20 protein-coding genes are annotated in these 20,722 nt (G+C 65.5%); 13 read left to right on the forward strand and 7 right to left on the reverse strand.

Going from position 1 to position 20,722, the window contains the following annotated elements; translation table 11 throughout:
* Positions 1–16: 16 nt before the first annotated feature.
* Together AB4Z38_RS10995 and AB4Z38_RS11000 are read left to right on the forward strand one after the other, a co-directional pair.
* Complete coding sequence (locus tag AB4Z38_RS10995; protein WP_059389303.1) at positions 17–637, forward strand: L-threonylcarbamoyladenylate synthase; 621 nt, start codon at positions 17–19, stop codon at positions 635–637.
* A 2-nt stretch (positions 638–639) separates the two neighbouring features.
* Positions 640–1,305 (forward strand): alpha/beta hydrolase family protein, encoded by a 666-nt coding sequence (locus tag AB4Z38_RS11000; protein WP_441429731.1) that lies wholly within the window; start codon positions 640–642, stop codon positions 1,303–1,305.
* 39 nt (positions 1,306–1,344) lie between these two features.
* Here AB4Z38_RS11000 and AB4Z38_RS11005 read toward each other — a convergent pair whose 3' ends face one another.
* The 3 genes from AB4Z38_RS11005 to hrpB all read right to left on the reverse strand — a co-directional run bounded on the left by AB4Z38_RS11005 (position 1,345) and on the right by hrpB (position 7,157).
* Entirely contained in the window at positions 1,345–3,522 is a 2,178-nt protein-coding gene (locus AB4Z38_RS11005) for an elongation factor G-like protein EF-G2 (protein WP_441429732.1), read from the reverse strand.
* Between the two features lie 113 nt (positions 3,523–3,635).
* Complete coding sequence (locus AB4Z38_RS11010) at positions 3,636–4,388, reverse strand: M50 family metallopeptidase (RefSeq protein ID WP_441429770.1); 753 nt, start codon at positions 4,386–4,388, stop codon at positions 3,636–3,638.
* 69 nt (positions 4,389–4,457) lie between these two features.
* Positions 4,458–7,157 (reverse strand): ATP-dependent helicase HrpB, encoded by a 2,700-nt coding sequence (gene hrpB / locus AB4Z38_RS11015; RefSeq protein ID WP_441429733.1) that lies wholly within the window; start codon positions 7,155–7,157, stop codon positions 4,458–4,460.
* A gap of 98 nt (positions 7,158–7,255) precedes the next feature.
* Here hrpB and AB4Z38_RS11020 point away from each other — a divergent pair, with 98 nt between their 5' ends.
* From AB4Z38_RS11020 to AB4Z38_RS11035, 4 genes are all read left to right on the forward strand, one after another.
* Positions 7,256–7,441 (forward strand): hypothetical protein, encoded by a 186-nt coding sequence (locus AB4Z38_RS11020; protein WP_078108763.1) that lies wholly within the window; start codon positions 7,256–7,258, stop codon positions 7,439–7,441.
* A gap of 271 nt (positions 7,442–7,712) precedes the next feature.
* Positions 7,713–8,543, forward strand: a complete 831-nt coding sequence (locus tag AB4Z38_RS11025; RefSeq protein WP_234749573.1) for a slipin family protein — start codon at positions 7,713–7,715, stop codon at positions 8,541–8,543.
* 74 nt (positions 8,544–8,617) lie between these two features.
* Complete coding sequence (locus AB4Z38_RS11030) at positions 8,618–9,076, forward strand: hypothetical protein (RefSeq protein WP_441429734.1); 459 nt, start codon at positions 8,618–8,620, stop codon at positions 9,074–9,076.
* 153 nt (positions 9,077–9,229) lie between these two features.
* Entirely contained in the window at positions 9,230–9,811 is a 582-nt protein-coding gene (locus tag AB4Z38_RS11035) for a DUF305 domain-containing protein (protein ID WP_441429735.1), read from the forward strand.
* Between the two features lie 91 nt (positions 9,812–9,902).
* On the opposite strand, the gene AB4Z38_RS11040 is transcribed toward AB4Z38_RS11035, so the two are convergent.
* Positions 9,903–10,163: a hypothetical protein gene (locus AB4Z38_RS11040; RefSeq protein WP_441429736.1), complete on the reverse strand. Its 261-nt coding sequence runs from the start codon at positions 10,161–10,163 to the stop codon at positions 9,903–9,905.
* Positions 10,164–10,379: 216 nt separating this feature from the next.
* On the opposite strand from AB4Z38_RS11040, the gene AB4Z38_RS11045 reads away from it, so the two are divergent.
* From AB4Z38_RS11045 to AB4Z38_RS11055, 3 genes are all read left to right on the forward strand, one after another.
* Positions 10,380–11,942 (forward strand): CehA/McbA family metallohydrolase, encoded by a 1,563-nt coding sequence (locus AB4Z38_RS11045; RefSeq protein ID WP_441429737.1) that lies wholly within the window; start codon positions 10,380–10,382, stop codon positions 11,940–11,942.
* 128 nt (positions 11,943–12,070) lie between these two features.
* Positions 12,071–13,114: an NAD(P)-dependent alcohol dehydrogenase gene (locus tag AB4Z38_RS11050; protein ID WP_441429738.1), complete on the forward strand. Its 1,044-nt coding sequence runs from the start codon at positions 12,071–12,073 to the stop codon at positions 13,112–13,114.
* 179 nt (positions 13,115–13,293) lie between these two features.
* Positions 13,294–13,890, forward strand: a complete 597-nt coding sequence (locus tag AB4Z38_RS11055; RefSeq protein WP_441429739.1) for a TMEM175 family protein — start codon at positions 13,294–13,296, stop codon at positions 13,888–13,890.
* 22 nt (positions 13,891–13,912) lie between these two features.
* On the opposite strand, the gene AB4Z38_RS11060 is transcribed toward AB4Z38_RS11055, so the two are convergent.
* Entirely contained in the window at positions 13,913–14,701 is a 789-nt protein-coding gene (locus tag AB4Z38_RS11060) for a DeoR/GlpR family DNA-binding transcription regulator (RefSeq protein ID WP_441429740.1), read from the reverse strand.
* A 51-nt stretch (positions 14,702–14,752) separates the two neighbouring features.
* Here AB4Z38_RS11060 and AB4Z38_RS11065 point away from each other — a divergent pair, with 51 nt between their 5' ends.
* A complete protein-coding gene (locus AB4Z38_RS11065) occupies positions 14,753–15,412 on the forward strand; it encodes an NUDIX domain-containing protein (protein ID WP_441429741.1) in 660 nt (219 codons plus the stop codon).
* 60 nt (positions 15,413–15,472) lie between these two features.
* On the opposite strand, the gene AB4Z38_RS11070 is transcribed toward AB4Z38_RS11065, so the two are convergent.
* Positions 15,473–15,766 carry a GNAT family N-acetyltransferase gene (locus AB4Z38_RS11070; protein WP_441429742.1) on the reverse strand — a complete coding sequence of 98 codons (294 nt, stop codon included), beginning with the start codon at positions 15,764–15,766 and terminating at the stop codon, positions 15,473–15,475.
* A 66-nt stretch (positions 15,767–15,832) separates the two neighbouring features.
* Between AB4Z38_RS11070 and trxB the strand changes: the two genes are divergently transcribed.
* From trxB to AB4Z38_RS11085, 3 genes are all read left to right on the forward strand, one after another.
* Positions 15,833–16,810, forward strand: coding sequence for a thioredoxin-disulfide reductase (gene trxB / locus AB4Z38_RS11075; RefSeq protein WP_441429743.1), 978 nt, complete (start codon positions 15,833–15,835; stop codon positions 16,808–16,810).
* A gap of 168 nt (positions 16,811–16,978) precedes the next feature.
* On the forward strand, positions 16,979–18,229 hold the full coding sequence (locus tag AB4Z38_RS11080) for an Nramp family divalent metal transporter (RefSeq protein ID WP_441429744.1): 1,251 nt from the start codon (positions 16,979–16,981) through the stop codon (positions 18,227–18,229).
* 4 nt (positions 18,230–18,233) lie between these two features.
* Positions 18,234–19,481, forward strand: a complete 1,248-nt coding sequence (locus AB4Z38_RS11085) for an APC family permease (protein ID WP_441429745.1) — start codon at positions 18,234–18,236, stop codon at positions 19,479–19,481.
* Here the strand turns inward: AB4Z38_RS11085 and AB4Z38_RS11090 are convergent.
* Positions 19,471–20,679, reverse strand: a complete 1,209-nt coding sequence (locus AB4Z38_RS11090) for an MFS transporter (protein WP_441429746.1) — start codon at positions 20,677–20,679, stop codon at positions 19,471–19,473. The two genes, AB4Z38_RS11085 and AB4Z38_RS11090, sit on opposite strands and share 11 nt — an antisense overlap.
* Between the last annotated feature and the right edge of the window lie 43 nt (positions 20,680–20,722).

Below are 20,722 nucleotides of genomic sequence, written 5' to 3' on the forward strand. Positions count from 1 at the left end.
CCCGTAAGCTCGTGGCATGGCAAGATTCTTCGATGTCCACCCGCAGGACCCGCAACCACGCGCAATTGCCCAGGTGGTGAATATCCTCCAGTCCGGCGGGCTGATCGCCTACCCCACCGACTCCTGCTACGCGCTCGGCGCTCAAATCGGCAACAGAGAAGCCCTCGACCGGATCCGCTCGATCCGGCAGCTCGACAGCAAGCACCATTTCACCTTGGTCTGCAAGGACTTCGCGCAGCTCGGACAATTCGTCATGATCGACAACGATGTGTTCCGAAGCATCAAAGCCGTCACGCCGGGAAGCTACACGTTCATCCTGCCTGCCACGAAGGAAGTGCCGCGCCGTCTCCTGCACCCCAAGAAAAAGACGGTAGGCGTGCGGATTCCGGACCATAATTTTGTCCAGGCCCTGCTGGCCGAACTGGGCGAACCGCTCCTTTCCAGCACCTTGCTGCTCCCCGACGAGGAGGAACCTTTGACCCAAGGCTGGGAAATCAAGGAACGCCTGGACAACCTGGTGGAAGCCGTCATCGATTCCGGGGACACCGGCGCAGAGCCCACAACGGTGGTGGACTTCTCGAGCGGCACGGCGGAAGTGGTCAGGCGCGGCACCGGCGATCCCTCCCGGTTCGAGTGAGCATGAGCATCGCCGAATCCCGTGTCACGATCGACGTCGACGGCACACCCGTCTCCGGTATCTACGCCCGGCCGGACAAACCGGTCGCGACCCTCGCTCTCGCCCACGGGGCCGGGGCGGGCATGGAGCATCCCTTCCTGGGCGGCCTCGCGCACGCGTTGAACGACGACGGCGTCGCGACCTTGCGCTTCAACTTCCCCTACCGGGAAGCCGGCAAGAGGTTCCCCGACCGGCCGCCCGCGGCGATCGCGGCGTGGCGGGCCGTCATGGCGGTAGCGGCGTCCCGTTCAGAGGGTGAACCGCTGTGGGCGGCCGGCAAGTCCTTCGGCGGTCGCATGGCGTCGATGGCGGTCGCCGAGGGCATGCCCGCGGCAGGACTCGTCTACCTCGGCTACCCGCTGCACCCGCCTGGAAAACCGGAGAAGCTCCGCGATGAGCACCTCTACGGCCTCACGCTGCCCATGCTCTTCCTGCAGGGCTCCCGGGACACCTTCGCGACGCCCGAGCTGCTCGAAAACGTGGTGGCAAGGATTGGACCCACCGCCACCATCGAGTGGTGGGACGGCGGCGACCATTCCTTTGACCGCGTGGGTGTCAAGAAGAGCGCGGCGGATGTCGGCGCGTCTCTGGCGGCCCCGGTGTCAGCATTCCTTCGTCAGAACGGCTGAGCTCGAAGCAGATGCGGGGCGTCAAGCCTTCACTGGAAATCAGGCTTTCGCCGAGGCAACGGCTATGCCGGGCGGCAGCGGTTCGTGCCGCAAGTATTCCCGGCGGAATCGACCGCTGCCGGCCGTCAGTCCCCGCAACACGATCGCGTACCGCAGCAGTTCCTGTTCCGGGACTTCGGCACTGATCTCAGTACGCTCTCCGCCCACGGATGTCGTCCCGGTGACGCGTCCACGGCGGGAGGACAGATCGCTCATGACCGCACCCACATGCTCGTCGGCCACAAGTACCGTCACGGCCGAAATCGGTTCAAGGAGTTGGATGCTGCCCGCCGCCGCGGCCTCCCGCAAGGCCAACGCACCGGCCGCTTGGAAAGCGGCGTCCGATGAATCGACGCTGTGCGTCTTGCCGCCTACCAGGATCACCCTGATGTCGACCACCGGGAAACCTGCCCGCACCCCCTTGCCCATCTGGGCCCGGACGCCTTTCTCGACCGACACAACATAGGTGCCGGGGATGACCCCACCCACAATCCTGTCGACGAATTCGAAGCCTCCCCCGCGTTCGAGGGGTTCCACTTCGATGTCGCAAATCGCGTACTGTCCGTGGCCGCCGGATTGCTTGACATAGCGCCCGTGGCCGGCGGCCTGGGCGGCGAAGGTCTCCCGGAGCGGCGTGATGACGTCCACGGTCTGCAGCTTCACCCCTTGCTCGCGCAGCCGGTCCAGGACGGCCTCCGAGTGGGCCTCGCCCATGCACCACAAGACCAGCTGGTGCGTCTCGGAGTTGCGCTCCACCCTCAGGGTCGGATCTCCAGCCGCTACCTTGGCCAGGCTCTTGGAAAGCGCGTCCTCATCGCCGTGCGAAGCGGCTTCGATTGCGACAGGCATTAGCGGCTCGGGCATGTCCCAGGTTTCCACGAGCAATGGAGCCTCGCGTGCTGAAACCGTGTCTCCCGTCTCGGCGCTCGCCACCTTCGCGAGCGCGCAAATGTCCCCGGCCACGGCGAACTGCACTGGCCGAAGGCTGGACCCCAATGGAGAGTAAAGATGGGTGATCCGCTCGTCGCTGTCGTGGTCGGGGTGGCCTCGTTCAGCCAGGCCGTGCCCGCCCACGTGCACGGCAGCGTCCTCGCGAAGCGTCCCCGAGAAGAGCCGGACAAGGCACACCCGTCCCAGGAAGGGGTCAACGGTAGTCCGCACCACTTCGCCAAGGAGCGGACCATCCGGATCGCATGTCAGGGGTGGGACAGGTGTCCCGCCCAGGTCAGTTACCGTCGGGAGGCCTCTCTCAGTCGGAGACGGAAACGCCCGGGTCAGCACTTCCAGCAGTTCGGCCGTGCCGACTCCGGTCACGGAGGAGCTTGCCAGCACCGGAAAGAACGTCCCTCGGACGATCGCGGTTTCCAAATCTTCCACGAGGGTATCGATGGGGACCTCCTCGCCGCCGAGGTACCGGTCCATCAAGGTCTCATCCTCGCTCTCGGAAATGATGCCCTCGATGAGTTCCCCGCGGACAGCCTCCGCGCCGGCCAACTCCGCCGCAGTCGCGGGACGGACCGCAGGCCGTGGCTCCCCGGAGGTGTACTCCGACACCGAGCCCGAAAGCAGCCCGAGCACTCCCGAGACAGCGTCACCCTTGAGGACCGGCAGGTGAAGCGGCAGGACGGAATCGCCGAAGGCGGCCCGGCATTCGGCCAGGACAGCGTCGTAGTTCGCCCGCGGATGGTCAAGGCGGCTGATCACCACTGCCCTGGGCATGCCAACGCGCTCGCATTCACCCCACAGGGCGGTGGTTCCGACGTCGACCCCGTCAACGGCCGACACCACGAACAACGCTGCATCCGCAGCACGGAGCCCCGCGCGCAACTCTCCCATGAAATCGGCATAGCCCGGGGTGTCGAGAAGGTTCACTTTGACGTCGTCGAAGACCAGGGGTGCCGCCGACAGCCCGATGGATCGCTGCTGGTGGATGGCCGTCGCTTCGGAGTCGCTGACGGTGGTGCCATCTACGATCGAACCCATGCGGGTTACGACGCCGGCAGCGTAGAGAAGTGATTCGAGGAGCATCGTCTTTCCCGCACCCGAGCGGCCAATCAGGACGACGTTGCGGATGTTCTCGGGCCGATCGGCCGGCGCCGAGGAAGGGTCCGCGCGTCGAAGATCGGGGTTGGTCCGGTTCGACCCCTTCGTCGCACTGCCTGGGCCTTTCACCGACATGAGCACCTCCTGGAGTAGAAGCCGAATCCCCCGCGTCCTTTGCTAACCGATTCCACACCCTGGACCGGCGCACGGCAAGAGCAATCGACCCAGTCTGTGCCGAAACCGCAGGCTTAGGAGAGCATGCCCCACACCACGCGAACGGAAAAGGCCGCGCTTGCTGCAATGACAACGGCGAAAGCCACGAGCCACAGCAAGGACGGCACCCCTGTGGAACGGGCCAGGATGTAGGCATCCGAGGACGCGAGCTGATCCCGGCGGCGGGTGTGGACCGAAGCCACCTTGAACCAATCCCGCACGGCGCCCACCTCGAGGGCTATGCCGAGTCCCAGCACCACGTGGCTGACCGTCGAGGCCGTGGCGAACATGACAAGAAGCTGGGCGGTCGCCGCGCTCACGAGCGCCACGAAGATTCCGGTGAAGTTCCGGAGAAAGATCAGTGCGAGCAGCAATACAAGCGCGCCGATGGACATGGCTGCTCCCGACCGCCCTGCCGAGACGGACCAGATGAGCGCCACGCCTACCACCGCGGGACTCGGATATCCCCAGAAACCGGACCAGGCTGCGCCGAACTTGCCGCGCCCGCTGCTCAGGAGCTGTCCGGAGTGGTCCAGCCCGATCCGGAGCCCGTGGACAACCCGTCCCGTCATGAGGGCGGCGAACGCGTGGCCCAGTTCATGCACGAAGGTCACGTAGAGGCCAAACCAGCGCCATGTGGCCCGCGGAATACTCAGCACGACGGCCGCGGCCAGGATGCCCAACACAACCGGGGTCGCCAGGTTCGGGACCTCTGCCGTGGTGAATCCCCGCAGCACGGCCTGCCACCAGTCGTTGGCCAGGTCAGCGGGACGCAATTCCATGTTCATCACCGTCGCATCCTAAAGAAAAAGCCTGTGAATGCCCCCCAGACGGCTGGAACCACCGCCAAGCCGGAGTCACGTCTTCCTCTTGGTCCTGGCCGTGGCAGGCGCTGTCCACGGGTCCTCGGGCCAGGGATGCTTCGGATAGCGGCCGCGCATTTCCGCACGGACCTGGGCATAGGGGCCGGACCAAAAGGAAGACAGGTCATCTGTCACAGCCAAGGGCCGCCTGGCCGGAGAAAGAAGGTGGAACAGCACCGGCACCCGTCCGGCTACCAAACGGGGCGTCTCAACCCAGCCGAAGCACTCCTGCAACTTCACGGCCACTACCGGCCGCCCGTCGTCGTCCGCTGCGTCCGGATAGTCGATCCGCACCCGCGAACCGCTCGGCACCTCAAGCCATTCCGGCACCAGCTCACCGAGACGGGCCGCCTCCGGCCACGGCAAAAGCCTCCGCAACGGCTCGGCCAGGTCGATCCCGCTCGTCGCAGCGCCTCCGGCGAGCGCTTCGAGCTCCGGCGCCAGCCACTTGTCCAGCCGGGCCAGCAACGCCGGCTCGGAGACGTCCGGCCATGGATCGCCCAGCTCCCTGTGCAGCATAGCCAGCCGCCGGCGCAACGCATCCGCGGGCGACGACCATCCAATGGTCCCGAGGCCCTCCTTCGCCAGCGCGTGGGCTACGGCGACGCGCCCGTCGTCGATGGAGGGCCGCGCCGGCGTCGACGAAAGCAGGATCGCTCCCAGTCGCCGTTCCTGCCTGGCGATGACGCGGCCTTGTTTGAATTCGGCTTCCACCGTGTCGCTCAGGAGGTGGCTGGCGGCAGCTTCCGCAGCGTCGGCTGCCAAGGGCGCCGCAGAACGGATGACGGCGCCGGTCCCTGCCGCATCCCGGCCCTCCGCGCGGGACACTTCGGCCACGGCGAGCCATTCGTGGCCGGCGAGTGGACTGCCCGCCGGGAGCCCGGCCCGTGTCCCGGAGCTCAGCAGGTAGCGTTCGGGGCCGGTGCCTGGAACTCGGCGCGCCACGCGGTCAGGGAACGCGAGCGCGACGACGAACCCCACGGCCTCGGCGGCGCTCGCCGGGGAAGACAGACTCGCTGGTGCGGTCAGGGAAGGCCCGACGCCGGACCTCTCCTGGCGTGCGATCCCCTCCATGCGGCGGACATCCTCGGCCCAACGCCGGGCGGCGGGGTCTTTGCCTGTCCGGAGTGTGGCCAGGAGGCGCGTCAGGTCAGCCCCTGGAGCCCGATGGTCTCCGGCCACGAGTGCGACCGCCTCGGCAGCAGCGCGGTGCCCGACGATGGCGGCACCATCCAGCAGTGCGCGGGCCAGCCGTGGATCGGCGGGGATCCTGGCCAGGGTCTTTCCCACGTCCGTGGCCAGTCCGTCCGGGTCGATCGCACCAAGTTCCCGCAGCACTTCCATGGCATCGTCCATCGCGCCTTGCGGCGGGGCGTCCGGAAGTGCCAGCCCCAGGCCACCCGGTGATCCCCAACAGGCCAGGACGAGCGCGACGCCCGTCAGGTCCGCGGCCGCGATTTCCGGGGTGGGATGGGCCGGAGCGGCGCCATACGTTTTTTGCTCGTAGCAGCGGACCACCCGTCCGGGACCTTGGCGTGCCGCGCGTCCGGCGCGCTGTTCGGCGGACGCGCGGGAGCACGAGACCGTGACCAGGCCGGACATGCCGCGGTTGGCGTCACGCCGCAGCTCACGGGACAGCCCCGAGTCGATGACGAGCCGGACTCCCGGAACTGTAAGGGAGGACTCGGCGAGGGCGGTCGAGACGACAATCCGGGGAGATCCGCCGGGTTCCCGGCCGGAGACCGCCCGGTCTTGCTCCGCCGGGCTTGCCTGTCCGTGCAGCTCCAATACCTCCGCCTCCGGCATCCTCGCAGCCAGGCGGGAGCGCAGCCGGGAAGCGACGTAGGAGACCTCCCACGCACCCGGGACGAACACCAGGGCGTCGATGTCCGGATCGGCTGCGAGGGTGTCCGCGTACGATGCCGCGGCCGTGTCCGCCACATGGTCCAGGAAGGCGCGGGTCACGCCGCGTCTGTCCAACCGTGGCACCGCCGCGGGCGCCCAGTCCACCTTCAAGGGATGCAGCGCGGACGGACAGTCGACGACGGGTGCCGGCCCGCCGCCGTCGTGCTTGCCGTCTGCGCCTTCACCGGCGCCGGCGCCCCCAATCAGCGCGGCAAACCGTGGCGCGTCAAGGGTCGCAGACATCGCGACGAGGGTGAGGTCGTCCCGCAACTCACGGACCTCGATGAGCATTCCGAGCAACAGGTCCGTCTCCAGGCCGCGTTCGTGCACCTCGTCCAGGATCACGGCGTTGACGGTCTCAAGCCCAGGATCCGCGAGCAGGCGGCGCAGGAGGATTCCCGGAGTGACGAACTCGATGATGGTCCCCGGACCCGTCTGGCTTTCACCGCGGACCGTGTACCCGACGCGATCGCCGAGCCGGCTGCCGTCGAGGGCGACGAGGCGCCGAGCGGCTGAGCGCGCTGCGACCCGTCGTGGTTGGGTCACGATCACCCGGCGCCGCTCTTTCCCTGTGACGGCCGCGATGTTGGCAAGCAAGGGCGGCACGAGCGTCGTCTTGCCGGTCCCCGGCGGCGCTTGCACGACGGCGGTTCCTGCCGTTCCGCCGTCCCCGAGGGCTTTGGCGAGTTCCCCCAGCGATTCTCCGAAGACGAGTGCCGCGCCGATCGTGTCCAGGTCGAAAGGGCGGTATGCGGGCGCGGCGTTCCGGGGAACGAGTGGGGATTTCACTCCTCCATTGTGCATATATGCGGATCCGCCCCGGAAAGGTGGACTGCTTGCCGAATCGGGAGGACGATTAAAGGGCAGTTGCTAGAAGGAGGTCTGTGATGTGCTACGGCTACAACAAGGATTTCCGGCGGGACACCAGGAAAGATGCCTCACAGGAACCCGAGGAACGCCCTGAGCCCAAGGTGGACGCGAAGGACTTCATGTTCTGGGCCTTCCCACGCCGCCACCGTGAGTTCACGAACGATCCGGAGCCGGTTATCGACCGGACCCGCGAAAGGGTCTAAGCCACGAAATTGAAAGGAATGTCCCCCAGGGGGCGTTCCTTTCATGTGTCTGACCACGCCGGTTCCCTTGGATCATCGCGCCGCTAATCCGACCCGGAGGATAGGCCCGCAGGCCCTACAACTCGGCGAATCCAAGGTATTTACTGGAGATACAACGTAAGCGGGTTCGCCTGCCTCGCTGCGGAAATTGGGCTCCCTTTTCCCTTCACTGCCACCAAAGGACCTCCGCCATGAACGCATCAGCACTAAGCGACGAAGCGGGTAGGCGGCCATGACAGCGGACGCCATCACCTGGCTTATTGTCTTGATTGTCCTCCTGGTCATCTGGTTTTCCATGGCCATCCACATTGTCACGCAGTATGAGCGCGGTGTCCTGCTAAGGCTGGGGAGGGTCCAGGGCCTCCGGACTCCGGGGCTTGTGATCATCATCCCGTTCGTCGACCGGCTGAGGAAAGTGTCCCTGCGGATCGTCACCATGCCCATCCAGTCCCAGGGCATCATCACGCGGGACAACGTCAGCCTGGACATTTCCGCCGTCGCCTATTTCCGGGTGGTGGACGCCATCAAGTCCGTCCTCGCCATCGAAAACGTCTACTCCGCGATTGACCAGATCGCGCAAACCACGCTGCGCAAGGTGGTAGGCCAGCACACGCTCGACGAAACGCTCGCAGAAACGGATGTCATCAATGCCAATATCCGTCAGATCCTGGATGGCCTGACCTTGGAATGGGGTGTCGAAGTGACCCTCGTGGAACTCAAGGACATCCAGCTGCCGGACAGCATGAAGCGCGCCATGGCCCGGCAGGCCGAGGCCGAGCGTGAGAAGCGCGCCAAGATCATCGCCGCCGAAGGCGAGTCACTGGCTGCCGCCGCACTGGGCATGGCCTCGGACACCATGATGGCCCACCCTTTGGCCCTGCAGTTGCGCAACCTGCAGTCCATGGTGGAGATCGGCGTGGACAAGAACACCACCGTCGTCTTCCCTGCGCCCTTGATGAGCACCATCGGCGAGCTTGGAGCATTCCTTGCCCGCGAAGCCGCCGCCGCGAAGGCCGCACAACCACCGAGGACCATGACGGGCCGGACTATGGCGGCCGGATGAACTGAACGGCGACTATGCTCGTTGAATCCGTCGTAACGTGAGGACTCAGCGCAAGCTGCAGAAGGAGGAAGACCATGACCGACCCCCTGCGGGGCCGCGCCACCGCCTTCCTCCTCCGCATCGGCCTGTTGGCAGGACTGCTGTCGATCATCGCCGGAATCGTCGGGATGCATGTCATGGCCGATGGCCACAGCATGCACGCCGCGCCCGCAGTGGGCCCGGCCGCCGTCGTGGGCCCGTCGCATGCGGTCCACACAGACGCTGAACGTGCGTCGCTGCCGGACAAAGCTGCAGGTCAACCCGCGGCTTCACCGCCGGCGCCGTCCTGCACAAGCTCGGGCACCTGTACCGGGATGTCGGCCCTGCACGCCGTTTGCGTACCTGCGCCGGGCCATAACACGCTGACAGCACCCCTACCCGGCGTCCCGCCCTATGCCATTGCGGGCACGGCCGAGGCCGGCGCCCTGGTCTCCGGCTATTCGCACCGCCCGGGCAGTCCTTCCCCGGGCGATCTCTGCATCAGCCGCACGTAGAATCCACCGCCGCACCGAGCTACCAGCCCGCTGCACAAGACTCCATCCTGACGCGCCGCCCACGCGGTGGGCTTGCTGTGCGCGTCCCACACAGCCGTACCTCTGCAGGCTGATTGATTGAAGGACCCCAAAACCATGAGAAAAAACCTGACCATGACAACCTTTACCGTGGCCACGGCAATCGCGCTTGCCGGTTGCTCGGCCGGAACCGGCGGTAGCAGCATGCCGGGCATGAACCACGGAAGCGCCTCCCCGTCCGGTTCGGCTGCGGACACTACAGGAGGCCACAACGCCGCGGACGCAGGGTTTGCCCGGATGATGATCCCCCACCATGCCCAGGCCGTTCAGATCAGCGAAATTATGCTCGCCAAGAGCGACATCCCTGCCCAAGTGACTGCGCTCGCCGGCAGGATCAAGGCAGCCCAAGGCCCGGAGATCGAGAAGATGACGGGCTGGCTCAAGGACTGGAACGAGCCAGCCGGGATGTCCGGCGACCACACCATGAAGGGAATGGTCGACAACCAGGACATCGCCAAGCTCGAGGCCGCCCAAGGCCGGGAAGCGGCCCGGCTGTTCCTGACCCACATGATCGCCCACCACCAAGGGGCCGTGGCCATGGCGCAAAAGGAAGGCGCCGACGGTAAGAACCCCGATGCCCTCAAACTCGGCAAGGACATCGTGACGGCCCAGGAGTCCGAGATCAAGGAAATGCAGGATCTGCTAGGCACCCTGTAGGCGAAAGCACCCTCTAGCCCCAAAGCACCGGCCCACCCGGTTTTTCCGGCGTGGGCCGGTGCGGGTGGCCTGCGGAACGGCGTCCCAGGCCCTAGGACCTGGCGCCTACGGAGGATCCTTCTGCTTCGAACAAAGCCTCCGCTACATCCTCCCTGAGGTGGTAGTCCCGGGCTTCAACCGGATACAAGGAACCACTGACCACGTAATAACCGCGGCCTTCGCCTGGCCCGCCGGCCGCGGCATCAATCGCGGCGATCATCCCCGGCTCCAGGGGCTTTTCTTTGCCTGCCTCGCGCAATCGGGCGAGGTCTTTGGCCTCAAGGCGACTGATCAAACCCGGAATATCGCACATCTAAAAACACCGTCCTGTTCGGTACATGGGAATGGTTTGCGCCGTCGCCCCAGCCCTTGGTGCATGCCAAGAACAGTAAGGCCGGGCGTCGCTCGTGGCAAGGGTCCAAACAAGACAAGCCCACCAAATGGACGCCGCTTGCCGACGCCCCTGGTTTCATGCTGCGTTCTTGGTTCCGTTGCCTACTGTTCAGTAGCGCTAGGCAACATCGAGGAAGTGACTTCACCATGCAAAGCCCATTCGGGCGACAACGTCTCCTTCTCCCCTACCCGGCGCGGCTTCCTGGCCGCCGCACTGACCGGCGCGGCCTTGACCCTGGCCCCCGTTTCGTTCGCGGCAGCCGCTACCGGAACCAGCAAGACCAAGACGATCACCGGCCACCTGGATCCGGGCGCCGCGGACTTCGTCTATCTGCCCATCGAGGTCCCGGCCGGCGTCAACAAGATCAGCGTTTCGTACACCTACAGCAAGCCCCAGGTGGCCTCTGGACTCCTCGGGAACGCCTGCGACATCGGAATCTTCGATGAGAAGGGCACCGACCTCGCCGGCAAGGGCTTCCGTGGCTGGTCCGGCGGTTTCCGGACCGAATTCAGCATCAGCGCCGGCGAAACGACGCCGGGCTACCTGCCGGGGCCGATTGGAAAGGGCACGTGGAACGTCGTGCTCGGCCCCTATCAGGTGGCCGAGCACGGCCTCGACTACACCGTGAACGTCACCCTTGAGTACGGACCCGATGTCACTCCTTTCAAGCCCCAGTACCCGCCGCAGCAGATCGCCGGCCGAGGCGCAGCCTGGTACCGCGGAGATGCGCACCTGCACACCGTCTACTCGGACGGAAAGCGCACCCCCGAGGAGGTCGCGGCCGGCGCCCGCGCCGCGCGTCTGGACTTCATGATCTCCACGGACCACAACACTCCGGCATCGCACGGCGTCTGGGGGCCACTCGCCGGCAACGATCTGCTCATCCTCACGGGCGAGGAAGTCACCACGCGAAACGGTCACTACCTCGCGCTCGGCCTGGAGCCGGGCGAATGGATCGACTGGCGCTACCGGGCCCGCGACAAGGGGTTCGAGCAGGAAGCCCAGCGGATCCACTCCTCGGGCGGGATCGTTGTGCCGGCTCACCCGTACTGCCCGTATGTCGCCTGCCGCTGGAAGTTCGGTTACGACGACGCCGATGCGGTTGAGGTATGGACAGGCCCGTGGACCCTGGACGACGAGTCCTCCGTCAACACGTGGGATTCAATGCTGGCCCACTCCGTGCGCACAGGTGGCCGGTGGCTTCCGGCGATGGGCAACAGCGACGCCCACAGCGTCCCGCAGGTCATCGGCTTCCCCCACAACGTGGTCAATGCCGCAGCATTGTCCCGCGATGCCCTCCTGGACGGCATCCGCAACGGCCGGAACTGGATCGCGGAGTCCGCTGACGTCTCGGTGGACTTCCAGGTCTCGTCCGGCGGCAAGAGCGCGACCGTTGGCGACCGTCTCAACGTCGCGGCAGACGCCCCCGTCACGGTCACGGCGAAAATCGCCGGCGTGCCGAGCGGCGTCGTACGCTTCATCACGGATGAAGGCCAGACCCAGCAGGTGACGCTTCCTGCGTCGGGCCAGGGAACGAGCACGTGGGTTACCACCCCGCAGCTCGCGGCGTATGTGCGCGTGGAGGTCCGGCATCCGAAGATCGACGGAACGTCCGGCAGCGGCACGGAGATGGGAGCGGTCATCCCGCTCGGTCCCATGGCAGCGTTGACGAACCCGATCTTCCTGGGCGCCAGCTAACGCCTGCAACACATCCGATTCGGTTGAGGGAGTCCCTGCCAGTACCCCTACCAGCAGGGACTCCCTCACACCGGCAATCTCCGGTTGGATGGATAGTGCCAATCCTCCGTCCACCAACAGGAGAAAACATGCTTAGCGTGAACGCTTACGCCGCCCCGTCCGCGAGCGAGGCCCTCGTGCCGACCACCATTGAGCGCCGCGACGTCGGTGCCCACGACGTGCTGATCGAGATCAAGTACGCAGGCATCTGCCATTCAGACATCCACACCGTCCGCGGCGATTGGGGACCGCAATCCTACCCGCTCGCCCCCGGCCACGAAATCGCCGGAATTGTCACTGAAATCGGCTCCGAAGTGAGCCGCCACAAGGTCGGCGACCGCGTCGGCGTCGGCTGCATGGTCAACTCCTGCGGCGAATGCGGGAACTGCCGTAAGGGCGAGGAGCAGTACTGCCTGAAAGGCATGACCGGGACCTACGGCGCCGTTGACCGCGACGGTACGGTCACCCAGGGCGGTTACTCCACCCACGTCGTCGTGACCGAGGACTTCGTGGTGCGGATCCCTGAAGGGATAGAGCTCGACGCCGCTGCTCCCCTGCTGTGCGCAGGCATCACCACGTATTCGCCGCTCCGGCATTGGGGTGCCGGCCCGGGCAAGAAGGTCGGCGTCGTCGGACTCGGCGGGCTGGGCCACATGGCCGTCAAGCTCGCGCACGCCATGGGCGCCGAGGTCACGGTGTTGTCCCAATCGCTGAAGAAAATGGAAGACGGCCTGCGCTTGGGCGCCGATCAGTACTTCGCCACGAACGAGCCGGCCACCTTCGAAAAGCTTGCGGGAACCTTCGGCCTGATCATCAACACCGTCAGCGCCCCGATCGACATCAGCTCCTACCTTCAGTTGCTGGCCCTCGACGGCGCGCTGGTGAACGTCGGCGCACCGGCCGAACCGCTGCCGGTCAACGTGTTCTCACTCATCACGGGACGGCGCTCCTTCGCGGGATCGGCGATCGGCGGCATCCGGGAGACCCAGGAAATGCTCGACTTCTGCGCCGAACATGGGCTGGGCGCCGAGATCGAGGTCATCCCGGCCGACAAGATCAACGATGCCTACGAGCGCGTGCTCGCCTCCGATGTGCGGTACCGCTTCGTTATTGACGCGTCCACGCTGGGCTAGGAGGAAGGGAAAGCGTCACGTCAGCGCGCAGGTCCCGTCCCTCGCGAATGTCCCTGCGGAGCGCTTGCACCGCGGCTACGGCCGCGCGCCTGCGTCCTGCAGGGGCTTTCTGCTGTCGGGGAGTGTCGCTTGGCCACGGGAGTCCGCAGCAACGAAGATGTCCCCATGAAGGCAATCCGATGAACAAGAACCGGCTCGAGGCATTCAGCGACGGCGTCCTCGCCATTGTCATCACCATCATGGTGCTTGAGCTGCGGGTTCCGCCGGAACCGAGCTGGCATGCCTTGCTCAGCGTCTTTCCCACGTTCCTCAGCTACTTGCTCAGCTTCGTCTACGTGGGGATCTACTGGAACAACCACCACCATATGATCCACCTGGCGGATCGGGTCAACGGCAGAATACTGTGGGCGAACCTGCACCTGCTGTTTTGGATATCCCTCTTCCCGTTCAGCACACGCTGGATGGATGAGTCGGGCTTCGCCGAGGTCCCGGTGCTGGCTTACGGGTTCAACCTGCTCTGCGCCGCGATTGCCTACTTCGTCCTGCAGCAGTCATTGATCCGGCACCAGGGGCGCCAGGGTGCACTCGCTCAAGCGATTGGCCGGGACTGGAAGGGGAAGACGTCGCCGCTGATCTATATGGCCGGCCTTGGCCTCTGCCTTCTGCATCCTTTGCTCGCTGTCGCCGCCTACACCGTCGTGGCACTCATCTGGCTGGTTCCGGACCGGCGCGTTGAACACTTTGTCAGCCGCGCACACCAGGACCGGGCAGAGTAGCGCGAGCCAGGGACCAGCAGAGTCAGCCATTGCCAAGAAGGGCGACGCCGAGGCGCGAGAGCTCCCTCACGGTCGCATGGTTGGCTGGAGCATCGGTGATGATGCCGGCGACGCTGGTGAAAGGCAATACCGAGTAGCGCGAAACGGCGCCGATCTTCTCGGCGCTCGCGAGGACATAGGTATCTGCGGCACGGGCGGCGAGGGCGCGTTTCATGGCGGCTTCGTCGGCGTCGGCGGTTGTCAGTCCGTGGCCGGGATGGACTCCGGTGACACCCAGGAAGAACAGCTCGGCGGAAATGGCCTGGGTGGCCTCGACGGCGGCCGCCCCGCAGGTCACGGCAGAGTGTTTGAACAAGCGGCCACCGAGGAGGAACACCTCGATGAGGGGGTGCTCGACAAGCGCCGAGGCGATGATTGGGCTGTGGGTAATCACAGTGCAGTCGAGCTCCGCGGGCAGCGCGTGAGCCACCGCGAGGGTGCTGGTGCCGCCGTCGAGGATCACGGCGGAACCCGGCTGGACCATCGAAGCGGCGACGGCAGCAATACGGCCCTTGCTCTCCGGCTCAACCGTAACGCGAGTGGCGTAGTGGGCGATGGCAGGAGAAACCGGCAGCGCACCGCCATACACTCGCTGGCACAGCCCGGCCGCGGCAAGCTCGCGCAGATCGCGGCGCACACTGTCTTCGGATAAACCAAGTTCGTGGGCGATGTCTTTGGCGATCACCTTGCCATCGGCAGCAAGGCGCGTGATGAGGTATTCGAGTCGTTCGGCAGCAAGCATGCGCACTCCTTCCTGATGTTGCACGATCATGCACTATTCTAGCGGGATGACTCTCTCAGAAACGATGCCCCTCGCACGACGTTGCGTCCTGGAATTGATGTACCCGACCACCGCGGCCGCACGGGTCTCGACCAAGCCGGCCGAGGCCTCGACCGCAATCCCGCCGTGGTTGTGCGCGACGTCGAAGTAACCTCGGACGGTTGGCACGTGCTGCGTCGCACCACCTTCGACTACTGCCGCAGCGACGGCCGATGGGTCACGGAGCAACGCGAAAGTTACGATCGAGGGAATGGCGCGACGATTCTGTTGTACGACGCCGGCCGGGGCACTGTTCTACTCACCCGGCAGTTCCGCTTCCCGGCCTATGTCAACGATCATCCCGACGGAATGCTGATCGAGACCGCGGCCGGCTTGCTGGACGACGACGATCCCGAAACGGCCATCCGTCGCGAGGCACGCGAGGAGCTTGGCGTCGACGTTGGAGCACTGCGGCATGTCTTCGACGCATACATGAGCCCCGGGTCGGTCACCGAACGGCTGCACTTCTACGTCGCGCCTTACAGCCCGGCTGACCAGACAGGCCTAGGCGGTGGCGTAGCCGCGGAGGGCGAGGACATCGAGACCATCGAGATTAACTTCGCCGACGCTCTCGCCATGATCGACGACGGCCGCATCGTGGACGGAAAGTCGATCATGCTCCTCCAATGGGCGGCCCTCAACAGCCTCTGCCGGATGGCATGAGCCGCTGAAGCGTCCGGTCCCCGGCTCGCCGAAGCACGTCAGACCCGGCGTGAGCGGCGTTCAAGCAGGAGCGTATCCCGCCATTCGCCTGTAGACGGAGTGTTCGACGACGCCGGCATAGGCCGGGCGTGCGGACACAGGGGAAACGGCCGTCCACCCCAACACGTGGCCGGACGCTTCGGCAACGAAGCGGTGATCAGAAAGGCGGCTTGCGTTGAATTTTTCCCACTCGGGGGCTGCCGCTTCGAAGGTTGCTTGACCGGTCTCGATACCTTCGATGAAAATCGCACGGACCTCGGGCCAATCCTCGGGCCTCATGGGCCGGATCAGGACGGCTCCGGCTTCGCTGGACATTCACCCATTATGCACTTGGATTGACGAGCCCTTGATTGAAGTCCCCGTCCTTGTTGCACTTGTCCCATGAGCAAAGAACAGCTGATCATCGTCGGGTCCGGCCCTGCCGGCTACACTGCCGCAATCTATGCCGCCCGGGCGGGCCTGAGCCCCCTCGTCCTTGCCGGATCGGTCACCGCCGGCGGTGCGTTGATGAACACCACGGAGGTAGAGAACTTCCCCGGCTTCCCCGCCGGAATCCAGGGTCCCGAGCTCATGGATGGCCTGCAGGAGCAGGCCGAGCGCTTCGGCGCCAAGATAGCGTTCGACGACGCCACTGAAGTCCACCTGCGTGGCCACCTCAAGCGCGTGGCCACCGGCTCTGGTGACACCCACGAGGCACCGGCCGTGATCCTTGCGACCGGCTCCGCCTACAAGGAACTCGGCTTGCCCGAAGAGAAGAGGCTGAGCGGACACGGCGTTTCGTGGTGCGCCACGTGCGATGGCTTCTTCTTCCGCGAACAAGAAATCATCGTGGTTGGTGGCGGCGATTCCGCCATGGAAGAAGCGATGTTCCTGACCCGGTTCGCGAAGACCGTGACAGTCGTCGTCCGCAGGGAAGAGCTCCGGGCCTCCCGGATCATGGCCCAGCGGGCCAAGGACAATCCGAAAATCCGCTTCGCGTGGAACTCCGCGATCACCGCAATCCAGGGCGACACCAAAGTCACTGGGGTAACCTTGGCTGACACGCGTTCCGGTGAATCGCGCGAACATGCGGCTACGGGCATATTCGTGGCCATTGGACATGTCCCGCGGACGGACCTTGTTGCGGGACAGGTGGAGCTCGACGCCGAAGGCTACATCAAGGTCGACTCCCCCACGACAGTTACCAATCTCTCCGGAGTCTTCGCTTGCGGTGACGCCGTGGACCACCGCTACCGCCAAGCCATTACGGCCGCCGGCACGGGTTGCGCCGCGGCCCTGGATGCCGAACGGTACCTCGCCGCACTCGACGACGCGGACAGCATCGCGACGGCGCTGGTGGAAGAACCCACCCACGCCTGAGCCTATCCAAGTGACTAGCAGTTAATGTCGCTTGGAGGGCTCAAAATGACACCTAATGCCAGTCAGTTGGGCAAAGCGCGTTATCAAGCCTCACCTAAAAACCACTTTTCGGCATGCCTAACTTAACGGTATCCTCAACATGTCCGTATCCCCGATGTTGAGGAAACCATGGCTGCCACGATTGTTGAGCGACCAGCGAGCAAGACCCGGTGGAGGTCCCGGCTGCTCTTGTTGGGTCCGGCTTTCGTGGCTGCGATCGCATACGTGGATCCGGGAAACGTCGCGGCAAACCTCACTGCCGGAGCGAATTACGGCTACCTGCTGGTGTGGGTCCTGGTAGCGGCAAACATCATGGCGGTCCTGGTGCAGTACCAGTCCGCGAAGCTCGGCTTGGCCACCGGCCACAGCCTTCCGGAACTCCTGGGCAAACGCTTGGGAACCCACCGCCGCAGACTGTTCTGGGTCCAGGCAGAGGTGGTTGCCGGGGCTACCGACATGGCCGAAGTCATCGGCGGAGCGGTAGCCCTCAACCTTCTCTTCGGACTGCCGCTTCTCATGGGCGGAATCATCATCGGCGTGGCATCCATGTTGCTCCTGGCGCTTCAGTCGTCACGGGGCCAGAAATCCTTTGAGTACGCCATCATGATGCTCTTGGCTGTCATCGCCGTCGGTTTCGTCTCGGGGCTCTTCGTCAATCCCCCCGAGACCGGTGGAGTATTGGCTGGTTTGGTGCCGAGGTTCGAAGGCACGGACACTGTCCTCCTCGCTGCAAGCATGCTTGGTGCCACCGTCATGCCGCATGCCATCTACCTGCATTCGGCCCTGGCCCGTGACCGGCATGGTTTCTCGGAAGATCCCGCCGTCCGGACGAGGCTCATCAAGGCCACCCGCGTGGACGTCGTCGGGGCTTTGATGCTGGCCGGAGTCGTGAACATCGCCATGCTCCTTTTAGCGGCATCCAGCTTGCGGGGAGTAGAAGGAACCGACACCATCGCCGGGGCCCATGCCGCCGTTACATCGGCCCTTGGCCCGATCATCGGAGTGGCTTTCGGCGTCGGATTGCTCGCCTCGGGACTGGCTTCAACGTCCGTCGGATGCTACGCCGGCGCAACGGTCATGGGCGGACTCCTCAAGATCCGGGTGCCCTTGCTGCTCCGCCGGGTGGTTACGCTGGTCCCGGCGTTGGTCATTCTCGGCGCGGGCATAGAGCCCACCCTGGCGCTCGTGCTGAGCCAGGTCCTGCTGAGCTTCGGCATACCCTTCGCCTTGATTCCGCTGATCAGGCTCACCGGCAAGCGTGAGGTCATGGGCGTCCACACGGATTCCACGGCATTGAAAATTGCCGGGTGGACCAGCGCGGCACTCATCGTGGGCCTCAACTGCGTCCTCATCGTCCTGACAATCGCGGGGAAGTCCTAGGCTCATGAGCAACCCCCAGGCCCTGGCCCGTCGGCTGGGTACCTTTGACGCGGTCGTGATCGGATTGGGCTCCATGATCGGCGCCGGCGTGTTCGCGGCCTTCACTCCGGCCGCTGTCGCCGCAGGATCAGGACTGCTGATTGGACTCGTCGTCGCGGCAGTCGTGGCATTCTGCAACGCGACGTCCTCTGCCCAGCTCGCCGCCGCGTATCCCACGTCGGGCGGAACGTACATTTACGGTCGTGAGCGACTGGGACCGTGGTCCGGTTACCTGGCCGGCTGGGGATTCGTCATCGGCAAGACCGCCAGCGCGGCAGCCATGGCCATGACGTTCGCTGCCTATGCAGCCCCTCCGGGGTGGGAACGTCCTGTGGCCATCGCCGCCGTCGTCGTCCTCGCCGTCGTGAACTATCACGGAGTGACCCGCACGGCCCGCCTGACACGGCTTCTGGTTCTCGCAGTTCTGGCGGCCCTCGCCGTTGGCGTGGCAGCCTCCTGGGGCGGTTCTGCTCCCTCCCCGGCCAACATTCCCGGGGAGGGACTGCTTGCACACGGCTGGTACGGGATCCTCCAATCCGCCGGGTTGTTGTTCTTCGCCTTCGCCGGGTATGCGAGGATCGCGACCATGGGAGAGGAAGTCCGCAACCCCCGGCGCGCCATTCCGCGTGCCATCGGAATCGCGTTGGGCATCGCCGTCGTCCTCTACGCCGTCATTGCGGTGACCCTTCTCGCCGTGCTCGGCCCGGACGGCGTGGCCGGCACCTCGACGCCGCTCGCTGCCGCGGTCGGAGCCGGGACCTTCTCCTGGGCCGTTCCGGTGGTCCGTGCGGGAGCCGCTGTCGCTTCCCTCGGCGCCCTGCTGGCACTCATCGCCGGCCTGGGCCGGACCACCCTGGCAATGGCCAGGCACCATGACCTGCCGCACTGGCTCGCCGCCGTCCACCCCCGGTACCGTGTCCCGCACCGGGCCGAAGTCACCCTCGCCGTCGTGATCTGCGTGATCGTCGCGGTCGCCGACTTGCGCGGCGCGATCGGCTTCTCCTCGTTCGGCGTGCTCATCTACTATTTGGTCGCCAATATTGCGGCGTTCACCCAGCCGGCCGAAGACCGCCGATACCCCAAAGCGCTGCAGGTGTTCGGGGCACTGGCTTGCGTGATCCTCGTGGCCACGCTTCCACCGCTATCGGCAGGCTTGGGCGTGCTCATGTTCGCAGCAGGCATCATCCTGCGCGTGGTCAGGCTCAGGCGATAGCGTCAACAGCGGGCGCAGAGGCAGCAGAGGCAGCAGGCCGTTTCTTCGGCGGCATCCGCCGCGGCCGCCGCCCGGCCAGCACGATGACAAGCAGGGCCAGGATAGTGAGGACTGCGCAAGCCGCGAAGACGCCCTGGTAGCCGAACGCCGTCGTCGATCCCAAAGCGATGATGGGGCCCGAAACGATAGCTCCGACGCGCCTGGTGTTGGTGTAGAGCCCGGAGGCCAGGCCGGGACGGGGAATCAGCCGTTGGAACAACGTCAGCCCCACGCCCGCCACAATCCCGAAGAACCAGGCATTCAGGACTTGGAGCGCAATCAGGGTGGCCGGGTTGGAGACAAACGCCATAGCCGCGTAGTAGGCGATCCCCGCCACGCATCCGGAGGCAATGAGGACCCGGCTGGAGTAGCGGCGCGCCAGCCGCCCGATCAGGAAGAGGGCAGGGATTTCAAGCGCGGCCGACACGCCGAGGGCGATGCCCGCCCAGATGACGTCCACGCCGAGCCCCTGGGTCACGAACAGTCCCATGATGGACACTGCGGCGCTGTTGGTGGCCTGCAGGGCGATAAAGCCGAAGACGACGGCGACCACCCCCGTTTTCGAGAACGGGTGCCCGTCCTCTTCGCCCTGAGCCTTGGGCCGATCCTCGACGACGGCCGCGCGCCGTCGGGAAATCATGGCAGCAGTCGTGGCGACGTTGAGCACCGCAACCGCACCGAGGGCGAGCAGGATGGCCCGGTTGCCCAGCGTGCCCATGATGAACGTCGCCAAGGGCGGCCCCGCCACCCAGGCGAACGAGACAATCGCGCGCGTGTTCACCACTTCAGTCGTTCCGGCGCCTGAGTGCCTGAGCTGGGCGAACAAGAGCGAGTTGCCTACTCCTGCAGGACCGCCAAGGACGATCAAGCCCACGACGGCGAGCGGCAGCGAAGTGCTCACAGCCAGGAGGGCGGACAGCGCCAGGGTCAGGACGCCACAGGCCAGCATGGGCCGCAGATAGTCGTTTGCACGGTCTGCATACGCCGGCACGAGAAGGGAAGCGACGAAGCCGCTGGCGTTGTAGACAGCGAGGACCCATCCCACCTCGGCCGGGGTGGCGTTGAAGAGGGCCACCAGCAGGAGTGCCAGTGCAGGGTTGAGGAACGCGAACTGGAGCCCCCACAACAGTGCTGCAGAGGGGACGAGCAAACGCTTCATGCTTCCATTCCGGTTATCCACGTCCTCAACCCTAGAAGCCTTC

Origin of the sequence: Arthrobacter sp. 2RAF6 (assembly GCF_052115205.1) — a bacterium.
Taxonomy (GTDB): Bacteria; Actinomycetota; Actinomycetes; order Actinomycetales; family Micrococcaceae; genus Arthrobacter.

Bases quoted from the DNA above. Each gene is read 5' to 3' on its own strand.
- AB4Z38_RS10995 (WP_059389303.1), top strand. From the start codon at position 17: ATGGCAAGATTCTTCGATGTCCACCCGCAGGACCCGCAACCACGCGCA.
- AB4Z38_RS11000 (WP_441429731.1), top strand. From the start codon at position 640: ATGAGCATCGCCGAATCCCGTGTCACGATCGACGTCGACGGCACACCC.
- AB4Z38_RS11005 (WP_441429732.1), bottom strand. From the start codon at position 3,522: ATGTCGGTGAAAGGCCCAGGCAGTGCGACGAAGGGGTCGAACCGGACC.
- AB4Z38_RS11010 (WP_441429770.1), bottom strand. From the start codon at position 4,388: ATGAACATGGAATTGCGTCCCGCTGACCTGGCCAACGACTGGTGGCAG.
- AB4Z38_RS11020 (WP_078108763.1), top strand. From the start codon at position 7,256: ATGTGCTACGGCTACAACAAGGATTTCCGGCGGGACACCAGGAAAGAT.
- AB4Z38_RS11025 (WP_234749573.1), top strand. From the start codon at position 7,713: ATGACAGCGGACGCCATCACCTGGCTTATTGTCTTGATTGTCCTCCTG.
- AB4Z38_RS11030 (WP_441429734.1), top strand. From the start codon at position 8,618: ATGACCGACCCCCTGCGGGGCCGCGCCACCGCCTTCCTCCTCCGCATC.
- AB4Z38_RS11035 (WP_441429735.1), top strand. From the start codon at position 9,230: ATGACAACCTTTACCGTGGCCACGGCAATCGCGCTTGCCGGTTGCTCG.
- AB4Z38_RS11040 (WP_441429736.1), bottom strand. From the start codon at position 10,163: ATGTGCGATATTCCGGGTTTGATCAGTCGCCTTGAGGCCAAAGACCTC.
- AB4Z38_RS11050 (WP_441429738.1), top strand. From the start codon at position 12,071: ATGCTTAGCGTGAACGCTTACGCCGCCCCGTCCGCGAGCGAGGCCCTC.
- AB4Z38_RS11055 (WP_441429739.1), top strand. From the start codon at position 13,294: ATGAACAAGAACCGGCTCGAGGCATTCAGCGACGGCGTCCTCGCCATT.
- AB4Z38_RS11060 (WP_441429740.1), bottom strand. From the start codon at position 14,701: ATGATCGTGCAACATCAGGAAGGAGTGCGCATGCTTGCTGCCGAACGA.
- AB4Z38_RS11070 (WP_441429742.1), bottom strand. From the start codon at position 15,766: ATGTCCAGCGAAGCCGGAGCCGTCCTGATCCGGCCCATGAGGCCCGAG.
- trxB (WP_441429743.1), top strand. From the start codon at position 15,833: ATGAGCAAAGAACAGCTGATCATCGTCGGGTCCGGCCCTGCCGGCTAC.
- AB4Z38_RS11080 (WP_441429744.1), top strand. From the start codon at position 16,979: ATGGCTGCCACGATTGTTGAGCGACCAGCGAGCAAGACCCGGTGGAGG.
- AB4Z38_RS11085 (WP_441429745.1), top strand. From the start codon at position 18,234: ATGAGCAACCCCCAGGCCCTGGCCCGTCGGCTGGGTACCTTTGACGCG.
- AB4Z38_RS11090 (WP_441429746.1), bottom strand. From the start codon at position 20,679: ATGAAGCGTTTGCTCGTCCCCTCTGCAGCACTGTTGTGGGGGCTCCAG.